The organism is Peribacillus sp. RS7 (assembly GCF_041956845.1).
Taxonomy (GTDB): domain Bacteria; phylum Bacillota; class Bacilli; order Bacillales; family DSM-1321; genus Peribacillus.
Genome location: NZ_CP168135.1, coordinates 1,173,601 through 1,192,422, shown reverse-complemented (window position 1 = coordinate 1,192,422; position 18,822 = coordinate 1,173,601). Strand labels below are relative to the sequence as shown.

General features: G+C 34.9%; 22 protein-coding genes. 15 read left to right on the top strand and 7 right to left on the bottom strand.

Features of this window, described 5'->3' with window-relative positions:
• The first annotated feature begins 430 nt into the window (after positions 1-430).
• Both ACDZ29_RS06125 and ACDZ29_RS06120 read left to right on the top strand, forming a co-directional pair.
• The gene (locus ACDZ29_RS06125) at positions 431-613 is read left to right on the top strand and encodes a hypothetical protein (RefSeq protein WP_375090380.1); all 183 of its coding nucleotides are present in this window, start codon (positions 431-433) and stop codon (positions 611-613) included.
• An 18-nt stretch (positions 614-631) separates the two neighbouring features.
• Complete coding sequence (locus ACDZ29_RS06120; protein ID WP_375090378.1) at positions 632-985, top strand: DUF4181 domain-containing protein; 354 nt, start codon at positions 632-634, stop codon at positions 983-985.
• A 336-nt stretch (positions 986-1,321) separates the two neighbouring features.
• Here ACDZ29_RS06120 and ACDZ29_RS06115 read toward each other — a convergent pair whose 3' ends face one another.
• On the bottom strand, positions 1,322-1,990 hold the full coding sequence (locus ACDZ29_RS06115) for a hypothetical protein (RefSeq protein ID WP_375090377.1): 669 nt from the start codon (positions 1,988-1,990) through the stop codon (positions 1,322-1,324).
• A gap of 391 nt (positions 1,991-2,381) precedes the next feature.
• Between ACDZ29_RS06115 and ACDZ29_RS06110 the strand changes: the two genes are divergently transcribed.
• From ACDZ29_RS06110 to ACDZ29_RS06100, 3 genes are all read left to right on the top strand, one after another.
• Entirely contained in the window at positions 2,382-2,858 is a 477-nt protein-coding gene (locus ACDZ29_RS06110) for a VOC family protein (protein ID WP_375090376.1), read from the top strand.
• A gap of 185 nt (positions 2,859-3,043) precedes the next feature.
• Positions 3,044-3,277 carry a DUF3953 domain-containing protein gene (locus ACDZ29_RS06105; protein ID WP_375090375.1) on the top strand — a complete coding sequence of 78 codons (234 nt, stop codon included), beginning with the start codon at positions 3,044-3,046 and terminating at the stop codon, positions 3,275-3,277.
• 492 nt (positions 3,278-3,769) lie between these two features.
• Positions 3,770-4,000, top strand: coding sequence for a DUF3953 domain-containing protein (locus ACDZ29_RS06100; RefSeq protein ID WP_214809758.1), 231 nt, complete (start codon positions 3,770-3,772; stop codon positions 3,998-4,000).
• A 440-nt stretch (positions 4,001-4,440) separates the two neighbouring features.
• Here ACDZ29_RS06100 and ACDZ29_RS06095 read toward each other — a convergent pair whose 3' ends face one another.
• Positions 4,441-4,698: a hypothetical protein gene (locus ACDZ29_RS06095; protein ID WP_375090374.1), complete on the bottom strand. Its 258-nt coding sequence runs from the start codon at positions 4,696-4,698 to the stop codon at positions 4,441-4,443.
• Positions 4,699-5,026: 328 nt separating this feature from the next.
• Between ACDZ29_RS06095 and ACDZ29_RS06090 the strand changes: the two genes are divergently transcribed.
• Entirely contained in the window at positions 5,027-5,155 is a 129-nt protein-coding gene (locus ACDZ29_RS06090) for a hypothetical protein (RefSeq protein WP_375090372.1), read from the top strand.
• Between the two features lie 876 nt (positions 5,156-6,031).
• Here ACDZ29_RS06090 and ACDZ29_RS06085 read toward each other — a convergent pair.
• The 3 genes from ACDZ29_RS06085 to ACDZ29_RS06075 are packed head-to-tail and all read right to left on the bottom strand — an operon-like array spanning position 6,032 to position 8,260.
• The gene (locus ACDZ29_RS06085) at positions 6,032-7,312 is read right to left on the bottom strand and encodes an FtsW/RodA/SpoVE family cell cycle protein (RefSeq protein ID WP_375090370.1); all 1,281 of its coding nucleotides are present in this window, start codon (positions 7,310-7,312) and stop codon (positions 6,032-6,034) included.
• Positions 7,309-7,728, bottom strand: a complete 420-nt coding sequence (locus ACDZ29_RS06080) for a PadR family transcriptional regulator (RefSeq protein ID WP_375090369.1) — start codon at positions 7,726-7,728, stop codon at positions 7,309-7,311. Before ACDZ29_RS06080 ends, ACDZ29_RS06085 begins: the two co-directional genes overlap by 4 nt.
• The gene (locus ACDZ29_RS06075; protein WP_290370654.1) at positions 7,718-8,260 is read right to left on the bottom strand and encodes a sigma-70 family RNA polymerase sigma factor; all 543 of its coding nucleotides are present in this window, start codon (positions 8,258-8,260) and stop codon (positions 7,718-7,720) included. The genes ACDZ29_RS06080 and ACDZ29_RS06075 overlap by 11 nt, the downstream gene beginning before the upstream one ends.
• 252 nt (positions 8,261-8,512) lie before the next feature.
• On the opposite strand from ACDZ29_RS06075, the gene ACDZ29_RS06070 reads away from it, so the two are divergent.
• The 7 genes from ACDZ29_RS06070 to ACDZ29_RS06040 all read left to right on the top strand — a co-directional run bounded on the left by ACDZ29_RS06070 (position 8,513) and on the right by ACDZ29_RS06040 (position 14,409).
• Positions 8,513-8,812, top strand: a complete 300-nt coding sequence (locus ACDZ29_RS06070; RefSeq protein ID WP_375090368.1) for a hypothetical protein — start codon at positions 8,513-8,515, stop codon at positions 8,810-8,812.
• Positions 8,813-9,019: 207 nt separating this feature from the next.
• The gene (locus tag ACDZ29_RS06065) at positions 9,020-9,427 is read left to right on the top strand and encodes a hypothetical protein (protein ID WP_144553099.1); all 408 of its coding nucleotides are present in this window, start codon (positions 9,020-9,022) and stop codon (positions 9,425-9,427) included.
• Positions 9,428-9,642: 215 nt separating this feature from the next.
• Complete coding sequence (locus ACDZ29_RS06060) at positions 9,643-10,401, top strand: carbon-nitrogen hydrolase family protein (RefSeq protein ID WP_375090367.1); 759 nt, start codon at positions 9,643-9,645, stop codon at positions 10,399-10,401.
• Positions 10,402-10,800: 399 nt separating this feature from the next.
• Positions 10,801-11,994, top strand: a complete 1,194-nt coding sequence (locus tag ACDZ29_RS06055) for a YhgE/Pip domain-containing protein (RefSeq protein ID WP_375090366.1) — start codon at positions 10,801-10,803, stop codon at positions 11,992-11,994.
• Positions 11,995-12,039: 45 nt separating this feature from the next.
• Positions 12,040-12,579: a PadR family transcriptional regulator gene (locus tag ACDZ29_RS06050; protein ID WP_289326551.1), complete on the top strand. Its 540-nt coding sequence runs from the start codon at positions 12,040-12,042 to the stop codon at positions 12,577-12,579.
• Between the two features lie 444 nt (positions 12,580-13,023).
• Complete coding sequence (locus ACDZ29_RS06045) at positions 13,024-13,434, top strand: GNAT family N-acetyltransferase (protein WP_375090365.1); 411 nt, start codon at positions 13,024-13,026, stop codon at positions 13,432-13,434.
• A gap of 183 nt (positions 13,435-13,617) precedes the next feature.
• A complete protein-coding gene (locus ACDZ29_RS06040; RefSeq protein WP_375090364.1) occupies positions 13,618-14,409 on the top strand; it encodes a PhzF family phenazine biosynthesis protein in 792 nt (263 codons plus the stop codon).
• 112 nt (positions 14,410-14,521) lie between these two features.
• On the opposite strand, the gene ACDZ29_RS06035 is transcribed toward ACDZ29_RS06040, so the two are convergent.
• Positions 14,522-15,019 carry a hypothetical protein gene (locus ACDZ29_RS06035; RefSeq protein ID WP_375090362.1) on the bottom strand — a complete coding sequence of 166 codons (498 nt, stop codon included), beginning with the start codon at positions 15,017-15,019 and terminating at the stop codon, positions 14,522-14,524.
• A gap of 246 nt (positions 15,020-15,265) precedes the next feature.
• Here ACDZ29_RS06035 and ACDZ29_RS06030 point away from each other — a divergent pair, with 246 nt between their 5' ends.
• Together ACDZ29_RS06030 and ACDZ29_RS06025 are read left to right on the top strand one after the other, a co-directional pair.
• A complete protein-coding gene (locus tag ACDZ29_RS06030; RefSeq protein ID WP_375090361.1) occupies positions 15,266-16,561 on the top strand; it encodes an IS110 family transposase in 1,296 nt (431 codons plus the stop codon).
• A 512-nt stretch (positions 16,562-17,073) separates the two neighbouring features.
• Positions 17,074-17,484 (top strand): hypothetical protein, encoded by a 411-nt coding sequence (locus tag ACDZ29_RS06025; RefSeq protein WP_375090359.1) that lies wholly within the window; start codon positions 17,074-17,076, stop codon positions 17,482-17,484.
• Between the two features lie 297 nt (positions 17,485-17,781).
• Here ACDZ29_RS06025 and ACDZ29_RS06020 read toward each other — a convergent pair whose 3' ends face one another.
• Complete coding sequence (locus tag ACDZ29_RS06020) at positions 17,782-18,738, bottom strand: patatin-like phospholipase family protein (protein WP_375090357.1); 957 nt, start codon at positions 18,736-18,738, stop codon at positions 17,782-17,784.
• Between the last annotated feature and the right edge of the window lie 84 nt (positions 18,739-18,822).

Below are 18,822 nucleotides of genomic sequence, written 5' to 3'. Positions count from 1 at the left end.
ATAAACAGATGTAGAATTTTATATGAAAATCACTTGTGGGAAAGAGTTGAAAAATATATGGTAAAATATTCTGGGTCGTAAGATAAAGTTCAGTAGCCTATTTTTAGAAAGGAATGTATATATTGGTTTTCTTATATGTAATTTTATTTTTCATTTTTGGATATAGTTTTATATTTTCATTAATAAAAGCTATCCAAGAGGAAGTATCCCCGCATCTTACTGCAATCCTTTTTCTTGTATGGGCTTCATTAGCAATAATCGTTACTGGGAATTTAATGAGTCTATAATTAATGTTCACTATCGGGTGCGTTATGAAGATCAATCGGAGCTGTCTTTAAGGTAGCTTTTTCTTTATGCAACTAACGGGGCAGGTTAGATCAACAATTCATTTGATTTTTTTGGTAATATCGATAAAGGGTGGTGAGGAAATATGAAAAAGAATTATACGGTTTTCTTTTTACTTTTGTTTATTGTAGCTATTTCTAGTGGTATGGCACTTAAAAATTATTTCGACTATTCTATGATTATTGGAGTTGGTTTAGCGACAGTATCTTTATTAGCTGCTGGGTTTTCGCTCGGAAAAAGGAACATGGTAAATAATTCACATCTTTAAAATTGGTAGTCATGGCAGGTGAGTTTTTTGTTAAATTACATCATTTTTATTATAGCTATTCTTATTATTGCAATAGTGTTTGAACGTTGGTTGAAGAAGAAATTAAAGATCGGTAAAAGTGAGGGGCGTTTTTACAAAGGTGTTAATAAATATCAGAAGTGGATTGAAATGTCTATGCTAATAGCATTTCTTATCTTAATATGGTTTGTTGATAATACTATCCCCTTTCTTATTGGCTACTTCCTTATTTCATTAAGTTTTCGTGCTTTCATGGAATGGAAATATAAAAGAGAAAAAAAGGAATACATCTTAACTCTATACTCTATGTTTATTTACCTTTTTGTTTTGGTCATAGGCTTTTATTTAATTTAATATTATCTAAATAAAAACAGCCCCAATAAGGGACTTTTTTTACTGTGTTCTTAATGAACTAACGGGTGCGTTAGTTCCATAAAGAGCTGTGACGATCAGTTCTTTTCTTATAGAGCTATCGGGTAAGGATTGATATAGAATGAAGGGTACATTTATTAGCAAAATTGGAAGTGGAGATTGATTAGACTAAATACATTAGTACCAGAGTTATCAGTTTCAGATATAATATTGTGTCACAGTCCGTATAAACCCTTTCAAAAAGTAACTATCCTGAGCAAGAATAGTTGCTTTTTGAAAGGGTGATCTTTGTACCAAAAAATATACAGAAAAAAAGATTTAGGGTTTTTTACTTTTTTTTATATCTCCTTTTATCACATATTTCAAATAAGACTTATTATTGTCATGCTCAAACATACCTATATAATCTGAACCACTAAAAGTCATATAAAATAAAACCTCATTACTTCCTTTTGATTTTTTTGATCCGATTATTCCTAAATCATGAGAAGCTGAATATATTAACCAGTGCCGATCTTTAATCTTAACTGCTTTATCAGATAATATATAAGTTAGAAACATTACGCGGTCTATATCTACTTGATTATCAGTATACACTCTTAATTTTTCTTGTAATTGCTCTTCTTTTGAAAAGAGTTTAATTGAGTCTACTTCATTAAACCTATTTATTTGTTCATAAAGCTCTTTTGAATATGGAATATGTTTAAGTTCAACAGGAGGTAATATATACATAGAGAAAATATATCCTATTAAAGCAAATAGGAGAGTTACCTTCATTATAGATGCATCTTTGGACCACTTCAGAACAATAAAATAACCAATAATAATGCCAATAGGAATATGTAAATGTTCAGTATTATATGATACAAAAACTAAAAGATATAATAAAGTAATTTTAACCCAGGAACGAAAATCTCTCTTTTTATCTGTAAAATAAATTAATATAGTTAACAGACAGAATACTACTAATAATATTGCGTAGTTCATTTATCTTATCCTTTCTAGTAGTAATTAATTTTAATTGATTCTTTACGTAGATGATAATAACACAAAGCCTAATTCAGGAGTCGGTTTTATGTTCGACATTAATGGGTGCTTTACTTCAATAAGGGAGTTGCATCGGAAGCACATCTTTAGCGTATATACTGTCATCAAATAATGAAAAATAAAGAATGGAGTATATGAAAAAGGTTAGGTGTGTCTCTTGGAAAAATTAGTTTCTGCATTAACAATAATAAGTCTCACTATGGCTTTACTAGATCAGAGATGCCTTTAAGGCAGCCTTTTTTAATGGCACTTAACGGAGCAGGTTAGTTGTATAAAACAACTTTTAATCTATAATTGGTAATATATTCATAATGGTAGAGGGGTTGGGAACTTGATAGAAGGAATATTTGAAGCACATTTGCCTGTTAAAAATTTAGATGTTTCATTGGAGTTTTATAAAAAGTTGGGTTTAGAATTTGCATGGCGTGATGAAGAAACTGCTTTTTTTTGGATTGAAAAAGGAAAAAGTTGGTTAGGTTTGTGGGAGGGAAATGAGTATCAAACGCCATACCATCCCTCCTTACGACATATTGCTTTTCGAGTTTCATATGAAAATTTAAAAGAATCTTTAAAATGGTTAGATTCTATTCAAGTTAAAGTCGTGCCATTTGGTAGTAGAAAATCTATTGAGCCATTTATTAGACCATATTCAGAAAATGCTTCCGTTTACTTTGAAGACCCTGATGGTAACAGTTTAGAAATGATGTGTTATGTTGAAGTTCCTAATGCTTTAAAACATATTACCGATAAACTGTCCTTTGAAGATTGGGAGGAATTAGCTAAAAGTACATTAAAAAAAGAGACATAATTATTTATTTTGCTAACGGGTGCGTTAGCTGAAAATCGGAGCTGTCTTTATGGCAGCTCTTTCTTTATGCAACTAACTGGGCAGGATAGTGAAAGAAGGAATTCCCATTTTTCACACAAATGAAAAGGTGTCAAATGGTATGATTGAAAAAGAAACTGTACAGAACTTTAGGGGGAAATATTTTCTTGAAAATAGTTAGAGTTAGCTTAGTAATAGTGGTTATTGTTCTATCAGGTTATAGTCTAATAACTCAAACCTTGGAGTTAATGCCTTATTATATGTTTTTCCTTGGAGCACTAATATTGGTGACAGGATTAGCCGAAATTCAAAAAGACAGAAAAGGATTTTGGGGGTATATGAATATTGCTATCTCTTTATTTGTTTTCTTGGCTTCCATACAGTATTTCTTAATGAATTAACGGGTGCTTAGCTGAAAATCGGAGCTGTCTTTAAGGCAGCCCTATTCTTATGGAACTAACGGGGCAGGATAGTTGAAGATGAATGTTACAATAAAAGAAAAATGAAGCAAGGTGATATTATGATTGGAACGTTTTTTAGTTTTTTTATTATCTTTTTTATTATAGCAAGACTTGTTAGCCTAATGGGTAAGATTAGCTGGATGCCACTGATAAGAACAACTACGAGACAAGATGCAATATTAGCAATAATCTTTTCATTCATTGTTGCTGTTTCAACCCTTAATGGATAAAACACTATTTAGACCTTGTGAAATATCACGTGCATTAGCTTAAGATCGGGACTGTCTTAAAGGCAGTTTTTTTCTTTATGCAACTATCGGGGCAGGTTAGTGAAAGAAGGAGTTTCCATTTTCACACAAATGAAAAGGTGTTAAATGGTATGATTAAATAAAAAATCGTACAGAACTTAATTTTTTAGGGGGAAATATATTCTTGAAAATAGTTAGAATTATCTTAGCAATAATTGTTCTTGCTTTATCAGCTTATCTGCTAATTACTGAAAACTTTGAGTTTATGCCGTATTTAATGTTGATCTCGGGGGCAATTATGTTGGTGAGAGGATTAGCTGAACTTCAAAAAGATAGAAAAGGAGGATTTTTGGGATGCGTAGTTGTCTCATTATTTCTTTTCTTTGTTTCAATACAGGGTTTCTTAATGAACTAACGGGTGCGTTAGTTGATTAAGAAAAATAAAAAGAGAGCTACCTGAAGGTAGCCCAGCTCTCAATTTACCGTCATTGATACGTTTTACGAATGTACCTTTAACACCTTGTGGGTTGGGATATTACGGTAATAAAATTACTATTTTATAATAGGAAGTGTTTTTGAAATTTTTCTTAATGTAATTTGCTGAAGAAACAAAGGCACAAAAAAGGAAGAGGAACTACAAAAGTCCCTCTTCATTTTTTTACTTTATTTTTTTGAAATTTTTCGTAATAAATATAAAGCGTATATGATAGCTGGTATAGCTCCAATCATTAAAATCATGTTTATTAAACCAAATATAAAATAAGAAGACGATACATTCATTTTAATTCAACCCCATTAAAAATTTTAATCTCTATATGTGTATCTTTGATAAACACGAGCAACTTTACTAGTTTTCTATAAAGAAGTAAGTTGGAGATAACTAGTAAGAACTATATAGCCATTATTAAGTTTACCATTTATTTTATAAGTTCCTACAGCATTCATATCATAACCTACTTTTTCAGCTTTTGAATCATAAACTTCACATGAAGCATCTACACTTGTCCAAACAGTACCTTTTGTTCCTCCTACATCACAATATCTCATTTTCAACCCATAATCACCAACAGAATAATGATTACCTAATTTTAAGGTAGCAACAGTAACATTCAATCGATGATGGATACAACATAGAGAGCACAAGAAGAGAAGCATATCAAGCAGGTCAAGGTAAACAATGTTTACCCTCCATTGATAGAAGATTCAGTTACAAATCCGCAGGGATCCAAATGAGTTCGAGGACAGACTTTAAGGTACGCCCTACCACTTTCATAAAAAATCACTTTTTTACCTATAATAACATGTGAAGTGTCGTTCACACTACAGGACCCAAAACGCGGTTTGACCGTGAACTTTAAAAATCTAATCTTTACATTTTCAAAGGAAAAAACATATAAAAATATGTTATATTATGGAACAACAAAGAAGGAGGAATTGTTCAATGAAATACCATTATAATTTTATAATTGATGGAAAGCTCATCGAAGTTGAAGAAAGAAATTATGAACGTGCTGAGCAGCGTGCTAAAGAAATTCTGGCAGAAATGAATCAAACAAAAGCCAAAAAATAAAAGCCTAATCGAGACTAAAAATCTTGGTTAGGCTTTTATTTTTGCTTTTTTAAATTTCCCCCTGCTTCTATGGAGCATTTCACGAGTTTTTCTTTCATTTACAGGATTTTGTTCAATGATGAGTATACATCAGGCTACCTATCATCATAACGTCATGCTCCTTGCTTATTCATAGCATAATACATCAACCATCATAAGCATAACGACATAACCCATTAGACATATCATCTATCATGGGTAGGGATACAAAACAGACTGCACCTCACTGTCACTGCTGGTTCACTCATTGAAGCATACTGATAGAACATATGATTCACCCTCCCTGTACCTCTGAGCACCACCCAGGACCTCTATACATATCAATAGCTTATCTGTATCAGCTGTATCAGTTAGATATAAGTAGCAACCTACCTTCATTACCGGGGTAGCATCAGGATAATGCGTATTTACAACGATAGGCATTCTGATACAAGTCATATGGACATTATGAACTCTATTTTGTAGGTGATTGGATTGTGTCTAAAAAGGCTCTACACTATTCAGATTGTGAAAAAATGTACTTAAACTAAAGGGTGCGTTAGTTCTAAAAGGATTACTAAAAAAAAATCAACTATTTTATAATAACTGTATACTGAATCACAAGAAAAGAATCCATTTCGATCAATCTTTTTTCAAAATGGATTCTTTTTATTTACGCTAATATGGGGGGGCAGGAGGGGATTTTGATCAATCTTGACATCAGTTCCTATTTCCAACTTTCAGGAAATTTTCCACCTGATAATTATCCTCATGATTCATTACATCTTTCAAAGCTTCATGCCTTTACCCATTCCTAGTTTCTTCAGAAAAGAGAGTATGAGCTACAGTACCATACTCTTATATTTTCTTCATCAGTATAATATTTTTTTTGTGATGCACACTTAAAACCAAACCAAACAAGCAGGCGTTAATCATTGCTGATAAAGCACCATAACTCATAAATGGCAGGGATACGCTTGTTATTGGTAATAAGCCGAGAGACATTCCGATGCTGACAGTTACCTGTGCAGTGAATATGGCAAAACTGCCGGAAACAAGCATTTTCCCAAATGGGTCTTTCACAGTTTGGAATATACGAGAAATTCGCCAGATCATCCATAAAAACAGCAGACCAATGAACAAGGCCCCGGCCCAGCCAAGCGTATAGGTAATCGTTAAAAAGATAAAATCTGTCATCATTTCATTTGAAAAATCAATCTTCCCGAGGGAACCAAAATGTCCAAACCATCCGGCATCCTCAATTAGCTTTTCCAGTTTCAAATACATATACCCCGATGTCTCACTGAATTTTTCAGGCGTAACGAACGCAAAAAGTCTTTCAAATTGATAGGCCTTTATATCTTTCAACTCTAACTCTATAAGCAGAAGTGAAACACATGTAGTAAGCAGGATCGTTGCTGTGATAAGGATTTTCCTTTTATTTAGGCTGCTCCTCCAGACCATTACAGCAACCATCAATGAATAAAGCGCCACCGCCTGCAAGTTGGTTGTAAACATAAACAAAAAGGCAGAACAAACGTATAAAATGGCAGCCAAATAAACATTCATCTTTTTTGATTGCAGCATTCCGGCCCAGGCAAGCAGAAAAATTGGCAGAACCACAATCGAATCGACCGACAATAAACCCATAATATTTATTCGAGGACTGCCGTTCACTAATACATTGGAAAATTGGAACTGAAAAAGAATCAGACATCCCATCGTAAAGAAAACCCAGCCCCATCTCTGAAATTTCCGATAATCGAAAAAAAGAATGACACAGGCCAAAATTACACTTCCTGTGACAGAATATACCTGCTTCAGCACTGAAAATGAATTACCATCCTTAAATAAGAACCAAAACAAAAACAGGCCCGTAGCTGACATGAACAGAAACATGCTCATTAGCTTCCAATCAATCTTCGGCCTGTGCAGCTTGTCCATCTTCTTCCCAATGTCAGAGGGGCTTCCCATATTCCGGACAGCCAGTTCCTCTGCTTCATCCTCTGTATATCCTTTTTTGACCAGTTCAGTTTTAGCTTGATGCAAATGGGCTTTTAATTCAGCTTCTATATATTTTTTTGCTTCTTTTGAACGGATATACGACGATACCTCATCTAAAAAATGATTGCTTCTCAATCGGTTCTTCCTCCTTCAAACGCTGTCCGCCAACGAGTAGAGGCGGAACCACTTTTAGATTCCTTTTTCTTTAGCCACTTTTTCGCACGTTCATCCGAGGAATAGAGCTTCCTTTCTTCAGTTTCCCAAAAAGACTGGAGCCAGCCTTCCTTTTCAAGCTCATGCAAGGCAGCATACAAGGAGCCTTCGTTATTTTCAAATTTCCGGATGCCTTTCTGGTACAGAGATTCATTAATTTGATAACCACTTTTTTCCTTATCCAAAGATCTGAAAATACCAATCAAGATGTCTTCCTTACTTACATCCTGCTTTTCGATGGCAGTATGGATGGAGTTTCTATGGTTTTCTGTGAATTTCAAATCAAGAAATGTATGCTTTTTCATAGCCGATTTTAAGCGTGTTAATTTATCTTCCATCGGTGGATTCCTCCCAATAGGTTTTTAACCTTCTTTTCGCCTGGCGCATCCGGGTCTTCACCGTTCCAAGTTTGACCCCGGTAATTTCAGAAATCTCCTTGAGCTTCATTTCCTGAAAATAATGGAGATAAATGAGCTCGCGATACTGGATTGGCAGCTCCATGACTGCACCAGCAAGTTGCATGTCTTCATCCTGCTGAATGACCTCTTCTTCCACATTATCGGTAGAAGTCCATTCCTGCTCCTCTTCCGCAGTCGAAACATTTCGGAAGTACCAGCTTTTCCTATAATCCTTACAATGGTTAATAGCAATTCTCCAAAGCCACGTCCTTATATTTGATTGTTGGTTATACGTGGGTAGCGCCTTATAGCATTTGATGAAAATCTCCTGTGTCAGGTCCTCTGCAACAACTGCATCTTTTACATAGGAATAGACCAATTGTAGAATATCCTGGCCATAAAGGGACATGATTTCATCCAGTAAGGATTTGTCATCTTTCATTTGAGACCATTTCAACACAAACTCCTCCAAAACAGTTCACACTTCCTTCCCTAGTTATAGACGATTCTACTTATAAGAAGGTTTTCTGTTTTTTAAAATTATCCCTTTGTTATTTTGAAGTACAGCTAAAAATATAGAAAATATTTTAAGAATCAGTACAGCAATAGTAGAAAATCCTTGCCTGACAACATCCAATCAGTAACGTTTAACCGTTTATAAACATGATAAACCTTTTGGTTTTTTCTTATAGAACTAAAGGGGCAGGATAGTTCAAGAAGGACAATGGTTATTTGTGGTAAAGTTAGAGGGGATTTAATAAAAGATTTTGTTCAAAAAAGGGGTTTTACAATGGGAAAAAGGAAATTATCAATTACAGTATTTTTATTAAGTCTTTTTTCATTACTTATTTCGCTTAAATTATTTTGGAATTTAGGTATTTTTGTTGATGAATACGGTTTAAGCCCTGATATTGTTAATGGTGGAGACCTTTGGCTTACGATGGATTGGTTAAGATTATTATTACTGTTATTACTGTGTGTAGTATCTGGTATTAGTATTTTTAGAGTTAAACAAAATAAGTGAAATTAAGTAAATAAATATTGTGAGGAATTATACTTAAAGTAAAGGGTGCGTTAACTGAAGAGCAGAGCTGTCATTAAGGCAGCTTTTTCTTAATGAACTAAAGGGGCAGGATAGTTCAAGAAGCGTATTAAATTCGTACTGTGAATTAAATGCAATACAATTTGCACTACTCTGTATGAAATGGTAATATTTAGTGCTGAGGTGTTTATGAAAAAATTATATCTGATCCCTATTTCTATACTTATTGCAGCTCCATTGTCATCGTTTCTTAGTGCTTCAATTGATAGTTTAATATCTTTAAATGAAGAACTTCCAAAAGACGAATATTTTCCTTTTTTAAATGGAGTAATTATTGGCACATTATATGAATTAGCAATATATTGCATTATTGGTATTCCTGTCACTCTAATTATTGATGCCATAACTTATTTAGTAGGTTTACGTACAGATTTAAAAGTATATCTTTTACAATTTTCTTTATATTCTATTTCTGCAATCACTCTTACCTACATATTATTCACTGATAATTATTGGGCTTATTTAATTGTAGGAATAGCAGTGCATACCTATTTTCATATATTGTTTTTTTTGAAAAAAAAATATAGCAAACCTTAAACAGAATCTATTACGAAATATTGGTCAACTCTACAATATTCTTATATCCTGTGTGTGTTAACTAACGGGTGCTTTACTTCAATAAGAGAGGTTGCTGAGGCGGCCTTTTTCTTATGGCACTAACGGGGCAGGATAGTTGAACAAGCAAATCAATGTCTATGCTACAATTATTAAAAGCATAGCCATTAATATAAGTTGATGTTTGGGAGATCACTATGAGAAGAATAAAAATAGCTTTATTACACCTATTGCCTATCGCTGGTGATGTGGAGTATAACCAAAAACTAATTGAACAAGCCATTCATATAGCATCAAATAATAATGCCAAATGGATTATAACACCCGAACTATGTGTCAGCGGGCTTCAATTCAATCATAAGATTGGGACTGGATGGATTAACAGGCAACCTGATGCTTGGATGAGTAATTTGAGCCGTAAACTAAAGAATTTGAAAAGCACTGTATTTTTGGGTTGCCCTGAAAAAGGCAGTAACGGAGAGTTGTATAATTCTGTGTTTGTCATAGATAAAAAAGGTCATTTATTAGGTAAACAGAGAAAAATAAGTGTTATTGATGATTGGTCAACTTCAGGTGATGTAATAGAGCCTATAAAGACAGACAATGTTGAGGTTGGTATCATGATTTGTGCAGACGCATATACCAAAGGTATTGCATACAACTTATTTGATAAAGGAGCAGAAATATTAATTGCACCGTCCTCCTGGGGTCCCGGATTACATGGTCCAGAGGGAGAATGGGAACAAAGGTCATTAGAAACAGGACTGCCCGTAATTGTCTGTAATCGTACTGGTGAAGACGAAACTGTCCGTTTTTGGGATGCAGAAAGCATGATCATAAAAGATGGTGTACGCCTCCTAACACATAAATCGAAACAATCAGCTATACTTACCTTTGAATGGGATTTACAAAGCATGGAATTAATATCCCCTCATTTCGACATCCATTACATATAATGAGAACTTCATTTACTATATAACTTGAACTAAAGGGTGCTTTACTTCATAACCAGGAGCTGATCAGCAGCTCCTTTTCTTATGGAACGAAAGGGTCAGTTTGGTTGAATTAAGGAACTTACAACTACCTAATTTTTAAGGTCCGTCAAAGAATGAAAACCATAAAAATACTCCCCATAGCAGCACATTTCCTTTGGGCTGCTATATTGGGAGTATTTTTATTTTTTGTCCTGTTGGATAAGTATTCCGTAAAAAATGGAGCGTTTTTTTAATTGACTTTGCAAAAGGAATAAAATAAACTATAAAAGTACTTTAATTAGAGTAGTTCAATAAAAGTACTTTTATTGAAGTTGTGTGATTTGATTTAAATAAATTCTTACTTAAGGAAGGATACAACATATGAAATTTACTCAGTTCTTAAAAACAAAAGGTGCAACTGCGACAATCTTCATGGGGATTTTCTATGCCATTGCAATGCTAGGCATCTTTTTACCTGGTTATACATCAATTCCAGGGAATATCGATAAATTACCGATTGCTATTGTCAATGATGATGCCGGTGAATATGGGGCAAAGATTGCCGACCAGTTACAAGAAAATTTACCGTTTAAAGAAATCGATAGGGATTTAACAAATAAACAAGCCTTAAACGATTTAGAGCACAATGATTTATCATTAGTCGTACACATTCCTGAAACATTCTCTGCGGATATGCAAAAAGGTGAAGCATCATCAGGTATCGACTTTACAATTAATGAAGCAGGGGCAACAACTGTTTCTTCTACTATGAATTCAGTTGTTAACGAAATTAACAATCAATTAAGTACACAATTCTCAGAACAAACAGCCCAAGGCGTATTAATGAACTTTAATGTACCAGAAGAGCAAGCTGCTGAATTAGCAAAAAAGATTGAAACAGCTTACGTAGGAAATGTAGTGACAATCAACGAAGTACCAGACGGTATGAATAATAATATGCTGCCAATGTTCTTAACGATGGCTGGATATACGGGTGCGATGATCGGAGCGATGCAATTAGTAGGTGCATTTAAAGAAAGTCGTGGAAAAGCAAGTAAAACACGTTTATTCAGCTATGTACAATTAACTGCGTTATTGGTTGCGGTTGTATCATCTTTAGTTGCTTTAGGTGTAACATATTTAATCAATGAGCCAAGTGGTGACCTGTTCTTCAGTTTAGTAGGACAACAAATTTTAAACTATATGGTATGTTTCAACTTTACAGCGATTATTATCTTCTTAATTGGTGAAGGCGGTATGATTTTAAACTTACCAATTTTATTAATACAAACATTAGCAAATGGTGCCACAATTACACGTGATATGATGTACTTGCCATATGAATGGATGAGCCACATTTCACCAATGTATTATTCGGTACAGGCATACTACGCAAACCTATATGGCAGCATAAGTCCAAGTCCATATATTTGGTCAATGGTTGCAGTTGGTGCAGGTGCACTGTTAATTAATATTGCTATTGTCGCCTTTATCCATAAACCAATGCCAATAGAAGATCCGGAAACAAAGGTTGAAACGGAAAGTGTAAAGAATGCAACGGAAGTCACAGCTTAGTTTTGCTATAATAAGGAGATAATTCTTCTTGAAGGAGCAAAGAGAATGCCTATTCAAATTTTTATATTGAGTAAATTGATGGAGGATAACAATTATCCTTATAAATTGAAAAAACAGCTATCAGAACCCATTCCAATGGATCGACTAGGCGGGTTAACAGAAAGTAAACTGTACTACCATTTTGATTCATTAGCAAAAAAAGGGTTAGTTGAGGCAGTCGAAATCATAAAAGAAGAGCATCGACCTGATAAGCAAGTATTTGCAATTACAGCTAAAGGTCGTGAAGAACTACCAAAATTAATCTACAAGTTGTTTGAAAATGCGGATGAAATTAAGGATATGGTGGTTGGTTTAGCAAACCTAAAGTATGTTGATCGGGATGAAGTACTAGTAATACTGAAAAGAAAATCAAAAAATATCAGGGATCGTTGGGAGCAAATTAAGGATTTTGAACAGCAGATTCAGATTGACGAAGGTCACGAGAAGTTTATTGAATTTATGAGTGGCTATGTTTCAACTAGAACAGAGCACACAATTTATTGGCTTGAAGAGTTAATTAATCGAATTAATCAAGGGGAAATATAATGGTATTGGTCTAAATAAAGAAAGTCAGTTTTCATTACTAAAGGGAAAACTGGCTTTTTTCTTTGTTAAAACTGATAGTTGTAAAGAAGTCTACTTAAACTAACAGGTGCTTTACTTTATTACCAGGAGCTGATCGACAGCTCCTTTTTTTATGCAACAAATGGGGCAGTTAGTTCATTAAGGAAATGAGGAATAATGTGTAAATTGTTTACGGATAATAAAGTTGTTTTAAAAAAAAAATCGTTTAAAAATTACAATAGTTGTTTAAAAACATTGATGGTGTGATGGAAGTTAATACCATCTTTTTTCATTTCTTGTATAATTAAAAGAAGGAATATTTCGTTATTTTATTCATGAAAAGGCACTATGTTTGAAAGGAGGTATAAGACAGTGGTGAAATTACGTTTATACTCTTCAAAATAAAATTTTGAGGAGGAAAATATAATGTCAATCATTATTATAGAACAAAAACACATAGAGCAAGATGATTTAAGAAGCCTTTATGAAGATGTTGAGTGGTATGCTTATACAAAAGATTTAAATCAATTACAACAAGCTTTAATTCAATCTTTAAATGTTGTAACAGCATGGGAACACAGGAAATTAATCGGTTTAACTCGGATCGTTGGAGATGGACTGACAATTGTCTATGTTCAAGATATTTTAGTTTTAAATGCATATCAAAATCAAGGCATTGCAACAATCATGATACAGCATGTCCTTGAAAAATATAAGGATGTACGTCAAAAAGTCCTTTTAACAGAAGAAGCACCTGATGTACGTCACTTCTACGAAAAGAACGGTTTTCAATCTTGTGATAAAGGTACCCTAGTAGCTTTCGCTAAACTTGATTAGGGGACGATTATTAGCTATTCGCCACTCGAATTAAACAACTTTTTTAGGTGCGGTAGCTGAAGATCAGAGCTGTCTTTAAGGCAGCTTTTTCTTATGGCACTAACGGGGCAGGATAGTTGCATAAAAACTGTTACAGAAAGTAAGGTTTATAAAGGGAATTAGAATTTAGGGGTGGGTGCATATATGAATAGCGAATTTTATTTTATTAATGCTTTTTCTAAAGAAGAATTCAAGGGAAATCCTGCAGCAATAGTTTTCTTGAGAGAGAAAAGAACAGAAGAGTGGATGAAATTTTTTGCAAAAGAACTCAATCAACCTATCACAACTTTTATTACAATAAAAGATGCAAATAGCTATCAACTTAGATGGTTTACACCCACTGAAGAGATTGATTTATGCGGGCATGGTACATTAGGAGCTGCTCATATTCTGTGGAGTGAGGGTTTTATTTCATCAGAGTCGACAATTAATTTTCATACTCAATCAGGACTCCTTCGAACTGAGTTATTAGAAAAACAAATAATTATAAGATTTAATTTAAAAGAAACAACTCAGAATGAAGTGACTGAGAAGTTAATAAGTGCAATTGACTTTCCTATAAAAGCTGCTGCTTGGGCAGGAGATCGGTACATTTTAGAATTGGAAAATCAGGATATGGTTCATAACTTAACGCCTAATTTGGAAGCAATAAGAGAACTAGAGGGTCCGGGAATAATTATTACTAGTCGTGGATCGGATAAGTACGACTTTGTATCAAGGTATTTTGCTCCTAAGATAGGAATTAATGAAGATTACGTAACTGGCTCTGCACACTGCGCATTAGCTTCATATTGGAGTGATATCTTACATAAAAAAGAATTTACAGCATATCAAGATTCAGAGCGCGGGGGTGAAATGAAAATAAAGATAAAAGGAGAAAAAGTCGAGTTAATTGGAGACTGTGTAACTTTACTGAAAGGAGAACTACATAATTAGTTTATCTTCCATATGGGAGCTATTCTTTAATAAGAATCGCTTTTCTTAAAGAACTAACGGGTGCGTTAGTTCAACAAAAAGACCGATTATTTCGGCCTTTTTGTTTTTCTTGTTATTCAGCAGTGAATGTAAATGTTTCTTTTAAAGGTCTACCTTCGCTACCCTTTTCAGTCCAAACGATTTCCACTTCCATTTCCGTTGCTTTTTCAGCCAAAACGAAATTGCTAAATTTATAAGGATACCCATCATTCATTGATTTTGCTAAAGAAATTGCTTTATCAAAGCTGTTCTTATTGCAATCCACCTCACCAGGACAACCAAAAAGTGCAAACTTCGTTGTAGAATTAGGTTCATTTCTAAACATATAAACTTTGGCAGATAATACATCCTTACCAATGTTATGAACCTCTAAAGAGTAAGTATGAAATTTTCCCTTTTCGGGCTTTGCTAACCCCTTACCTTGTTCAGCTTCGCCTACTTGAACTGACCATTGTTTTGATGTTTGTTTGGTTGGCAATTCATCAAAGGTTAAAGCTTTTGCCTCTAGAGTTGGTGCGACTATGTTCAAAAGAAATAATGTACATATAGCAAGTATCGTTTTCCTAAACATAATTACCTCCTTGTATTAGTTACAGTTACTTTGCCCAAAATGGAATGGAATATGTTTTGAACTAACAGGTGCTTAATATCAATAAGGAAGGTTGCTGCGGAAAACTTTTTTCTTACTGAACTAAAGGGGCAGCATTCCTGTAATAACTGAAAATGAGGTTTGAACGAAAAAAGACCTCTTGATAAGATGAATGTGTCCTGAGCTGCCCAGCTAAAAAGGACAATACATCTATTTGGAGGTCTCACAATGAATTATAACCAAAATCATAAAATCTCTCAAATTACTTCTGAAACCTTAATTGTCGGAGTAGATATAGCCAAGCACAATCATGTCGCGAGAGCACAAGATTTTAGAGGATTGGAACTAGGTAAAACGTGTTTCTTTGAAAATACGAAAGCAGGATTTCATTCGTTTCTAGATTGGATTACCCAACTTGTTAAAGGGTGTAAGTTAAATCAAGTGATTGTAGGCATGGAGCCAACCGGTCACTACTGGTTAAATCTAGCTCATTTTCTAAAAGAGAATAATATTAAGTTCGTATCTGTCAATCCACTACATGTTAAACGAAGTAAAGAATTAGACGATAATTCACCTACAAAGAATGACGTGAAAGATGCAAAAGTCATCGCACAGTTAGTCAAAGACGGAAGATACGCCGAACCAACAATTCCACGAGGAATTTATGCAGAACTCCGAGTGGCCAAAAAACTTCGCGATCTTCTCAACGTTGATTTACAGGTCGTTCAGGGACAAGTTCATAACTGGCTTGATCGTTACTTTCCCGAATTTTTGACGGTGTTCAAAAGTTGGGAAGGCAAGGCAGCTATTCATTTTCTAAAGCTAGAAGCTTTGCCACATGAACTTGTAAATTATACGGATGAAGAGCTCTTACTTTCCTTAAGACAAGTGGTAAAACGCAGTATAGGCTTAAAGAAGATACGAGCACTTAAAGAAGCAGCCAATCGTTCGATTGGTATTCGTCAAGGGGCAGCTATGGCGAAATTAGAGTTGAGAGCTTTACTAGAGAAGTATGATTTTATTCAAATGAAATTCGAAGAAATAGATCATCAATTAGATCAGTTATTAGACCATATCCCAGGTGTCACACAGATGTTAGAGGTGTCAGGAATCGGTCGAGATACAGTAGCAGGTTTTTTCGCAGAGGTCGGCGACCTCAGAGACTATCAACATCCTCGCCAAATCGTAAAATTAGCAGGTTTAAGTTTAAAAGAAAACACATCCGGAAAGCACAAAGGTCAGACCAAGATTACCAAACGGGGACGAAAGAAATTAAGGGCTCTCTTATTCCGGGCAGCCATGATACTGGTGGCAAAGAACAAGGCTTTTAAAGCTCTTCATATATATTACACAACACGTTCTCACAACCCCTTAAAGAAAATGCAATCTCTGATAGCTTTGTGTAACAAGCTTATTCGAATTCTGTTTTCAATCGGTAAAAAACAATTTACGTTTCAAGAAGACAAGATGTTAAAGGATATCCCTCATATGGCAACATTTGTAGCACATCAAACAGTCGCATAGTTCATCGGATTTTTATGGTTACACGGTCATTTAATTAACACTTATTTAAAAGTGAAGCACGGATTAGTCGGCAAAGCAACTAACGTGAGGACTTAGATCCTGTGGGGCAGCATGACCGACATCCACCTCATGGAAAGGTTGAACGAAGGAATGTAGGAGCATCGACTCTGTGAGACATGGGAGGGTTGACCTCCATGAGACATGTGGATATCCTAAAGTGCGATCATAACATTACTTAAACCAATTTTTTCCTATGATTGGCTAGTTTAGCATACACTTTTTTCGATAAATCCCTATCCTAGAGGAGTAATGCCGAGCTTACATAGATAACGGTTAATGATATGACTATGAAATCCTAAGAATTCTAGAGCAATCGTGAGATTGTGTTTAGTTTATTGAGGGAGGTTAGTTGCATAAGCGTAGTGTAGTCGTACTACGCGGTAAAGATTTTTACTGGATAATTCCTGTCTTCTTGTAAAAAATAAGATAATAATTAACAAGGAGACTTAATAATGAGAAAAACAACCATACTCTTTCTTATCATTTTCTTTTCCTACAATAGTGTGATTGAAGCAAAGGCAATAGAAATAGTCCCTCAAAACCAACCACCTTCCATAATGGAATTAGCTTTTCTAAGATATCTTGGTTCAACAATTTTTGAAATTATGGAAAAACACGGTGATAAGCAGTTATTCACAGAAAGTAGAATTGAAAAAATTTCAAGGGATATTCAAAATGATTCGTATGATGTTTCATTACGAGTAATTGGATTCGAAGGACCACTTAACCCACCTTATAAGTTAATTCGTATGACTATTCGTATACCTGGGGAAAACTATACTCCTTATAGAGTTATTTCCTACAAAAGTCGGTATGCCTCTGATAAAGAACTTGATAAATTAATTAAATTTAATTCGCCTTAATTGCATTTTTTATGTCGCAGTTTGTGTCAACTCTGCGAAAAGGCTTAATGAACTAACGGGTGCGTTAGCTGAAGATCGGAGCTGTCTTTAAGGCAGCTTTTTATTATGGAACTAACGGGGCGTTAGCTGAAGAACTGAGCTGTCTTTAAGACAGCTTTTTCTTATGGCACTACCGGGCAGTTTAGTTGAAGAAGAACTGAATAAATAAAAACAGCCAGGTTCTGGCTGTTTTTTTATGAAAAATCCAAATGCTTGAAATGAAAACCAAAATTCAATCAGACTTATGGGATAATTTTATTAATTCCAGTTTTTCTCTATAAATTGAACTGCAGGTTGTAAATCTGTTTTGTTAGCAATTGAAATGACAGCTGGAACCACAGAAGGGTCCGTTTTGGATAAATTAGGGATCCGTGGATTTAACCGAAAAAAACGATTTCCTAGAAGCTGAGAACTGACCATGGATTCATAGTAACCGGATCCACTAGCGACAATCTGAAGAAATGGCAGTAAGGGTTCATTGGGCGATCGATCCAAAAGAACTCCCCAATTTGGGGGAAGGTTCTTCATATTTTCGGGACGTATGTTATCTGCACTTACCATCCCCCACCCCTTCGTATCTCTTCTTAATTGAGTCGGCTCTTCACCTGTTCCAATGGATAATACTGCAATTTGATCCAACGGCTGTTTGGCTTTCCCCACTGCAAACGCGATACTGGCTGTACTGGGGTTAGTTGTTACTGTATACCCATCCACGTAGTTTTGATAGGCTCGTTGCGTCGCGGGAGCACCACTGCTCCGTAGTATTACATCACTCGCTTTCTCATTTAAATAGGGAGAGCCAGGAAAGTTGTGGAATAACACAGGAGTCCAACGATTCAGCTCCGGTGAGAATAAATGAAATGCAGGGACAACAATTCGTCTTTTTAAGTTTTTGAGGAGAAGATCTGATGGGAAAAATGTTTGTACCGCTTTAATGAAACCAGAATATGGCAATTGTTGGTTAAAAACAGGTCCACCTGGTCGGGAAACGCTGAAAGCCGGCAGGATTTTATCCTTAAAAAACTGGAGTGTCTCCTTCGGCGATCTTCCACTTGCTAACGCAATGGCAGTGAATGAACCTATTGAATTTCCCGAAAAAACATTGGTTCGACTAATTAATTTTGGGTTTTGCTGAGCCAGTCTGTTCAAAAGTTGTAAACTTAAAGCACCTAAGGTACCGCCTCCATCAAAGGACATGATCCGATATTTTGTCAAAGCTGATTTCTCCTTTCTAATCTGGTCACAAGTATCATTCAGTATATGTTTATTTTTCAGGAGCCGGATTATGTAGCTAAACAT

Excerpts from the sequence above, each read along its gene's own strand:
- ACDZ29_RS06040 (WP_375090364.1), top strand. The coding sequence starts at position 13,618 with ATGAATAGCGAATTTTATTTTATTAATGCTTTTTCTAAAGAAGAATTC.
- ACDZ29_RS06060 (WP_375090367.1), top strand. The coding sequence starts at position 9,643 with ATGAGAAGAATAAAAATAGCTTTATTACACCTATTGCCTATCGCTGGT.
- ACDZ29_RS06065 (WP_144553099.1), top strand. The coding sequence starts at position 9,020 with ATGAAAAAATTATATCTGATCCCTATTTCTATACTTATTGCAGCTCCA.
- ACDZ29_RS06055 (WP_375090366.1), top strand. The coding sequence starts at position 10,801 with ATGAAATTTACTCAGTTCTTAAAAACAAAAGGTGCAACTGCGACAATC.
- ACDZ29_RS06045 (WP_375090365.1), top strand. The coding sequence starts at position 13,024 with ATGTCAATCATTATTATAGAACAAAAACACATAGAGCAAGATGATTTA.
- ACDZ29_RS06090 (WP_375090372.1), top strand. The coding sequence starts at position 5,027 with ATGAAATACCATTATAATTTTATAATTGATGGAAAGCTCATCGAAGTT.
- ACDZ29_RS06025 (WP_375090359.1), top strand. The coding sequence starts at position 17,074 with ATGAGAAAAACAACCATACTCTTTCTTATCATTTTCTTTTCCTACAAT.
- ACDZ29_RS06050 (WP_289326551.1), top strand. The coding sequence starts at position 12,040 with ATGCCTATTCAAATTTTTATATTGAGTAAATTGATGGAGGATAACAAT.
- ACDZ29_RS06035 (WP_375090362.1), bottom strand. The coding sequence starts at position 15,019 with ATGTTTAGGAAAACGATACTTGCTATATGTACATTATTTCTTTTGAAC.
- ACDZ29_RS06030 (WP_375090361.1), top strand. The coding sequence starts at position 15,266 with ATGAATTATAACCAAAATCATAAAATCTCTCAAATTACTTCTGAAACC.
- ACDZ29_RS06080 (WP_375090369.1), bottom strand. The coding sequence starts at position 7,728 with ATGGAAGATAAATTAACACGCTTAAAATCGGCTATGAAAAAGCATACA.
- ACDZ29_RS06115 (WP_375090377.1), bottom strand. The coding sequence starts at position 1,990 with ATGAACTACGCAATATTATTAGTAGTATTCTGTCTGTTAACTATATTA.
- ACDZ29_RS06125 (WP_375090380.1), top strand. The coding sequence starts at position 431 with ATGAAAAAGAATTATACGGTTTTCTTTTTACTTTTGTTTATTGTAGCT.
- ACDZ29_RS06070 (WP_375090368.1), top strand. The coding sequence starts at position 8,513 with ATGGTTATTTGTGGTAAAGTTAGAGGGGATTTAATAAAAGATTTTGTT.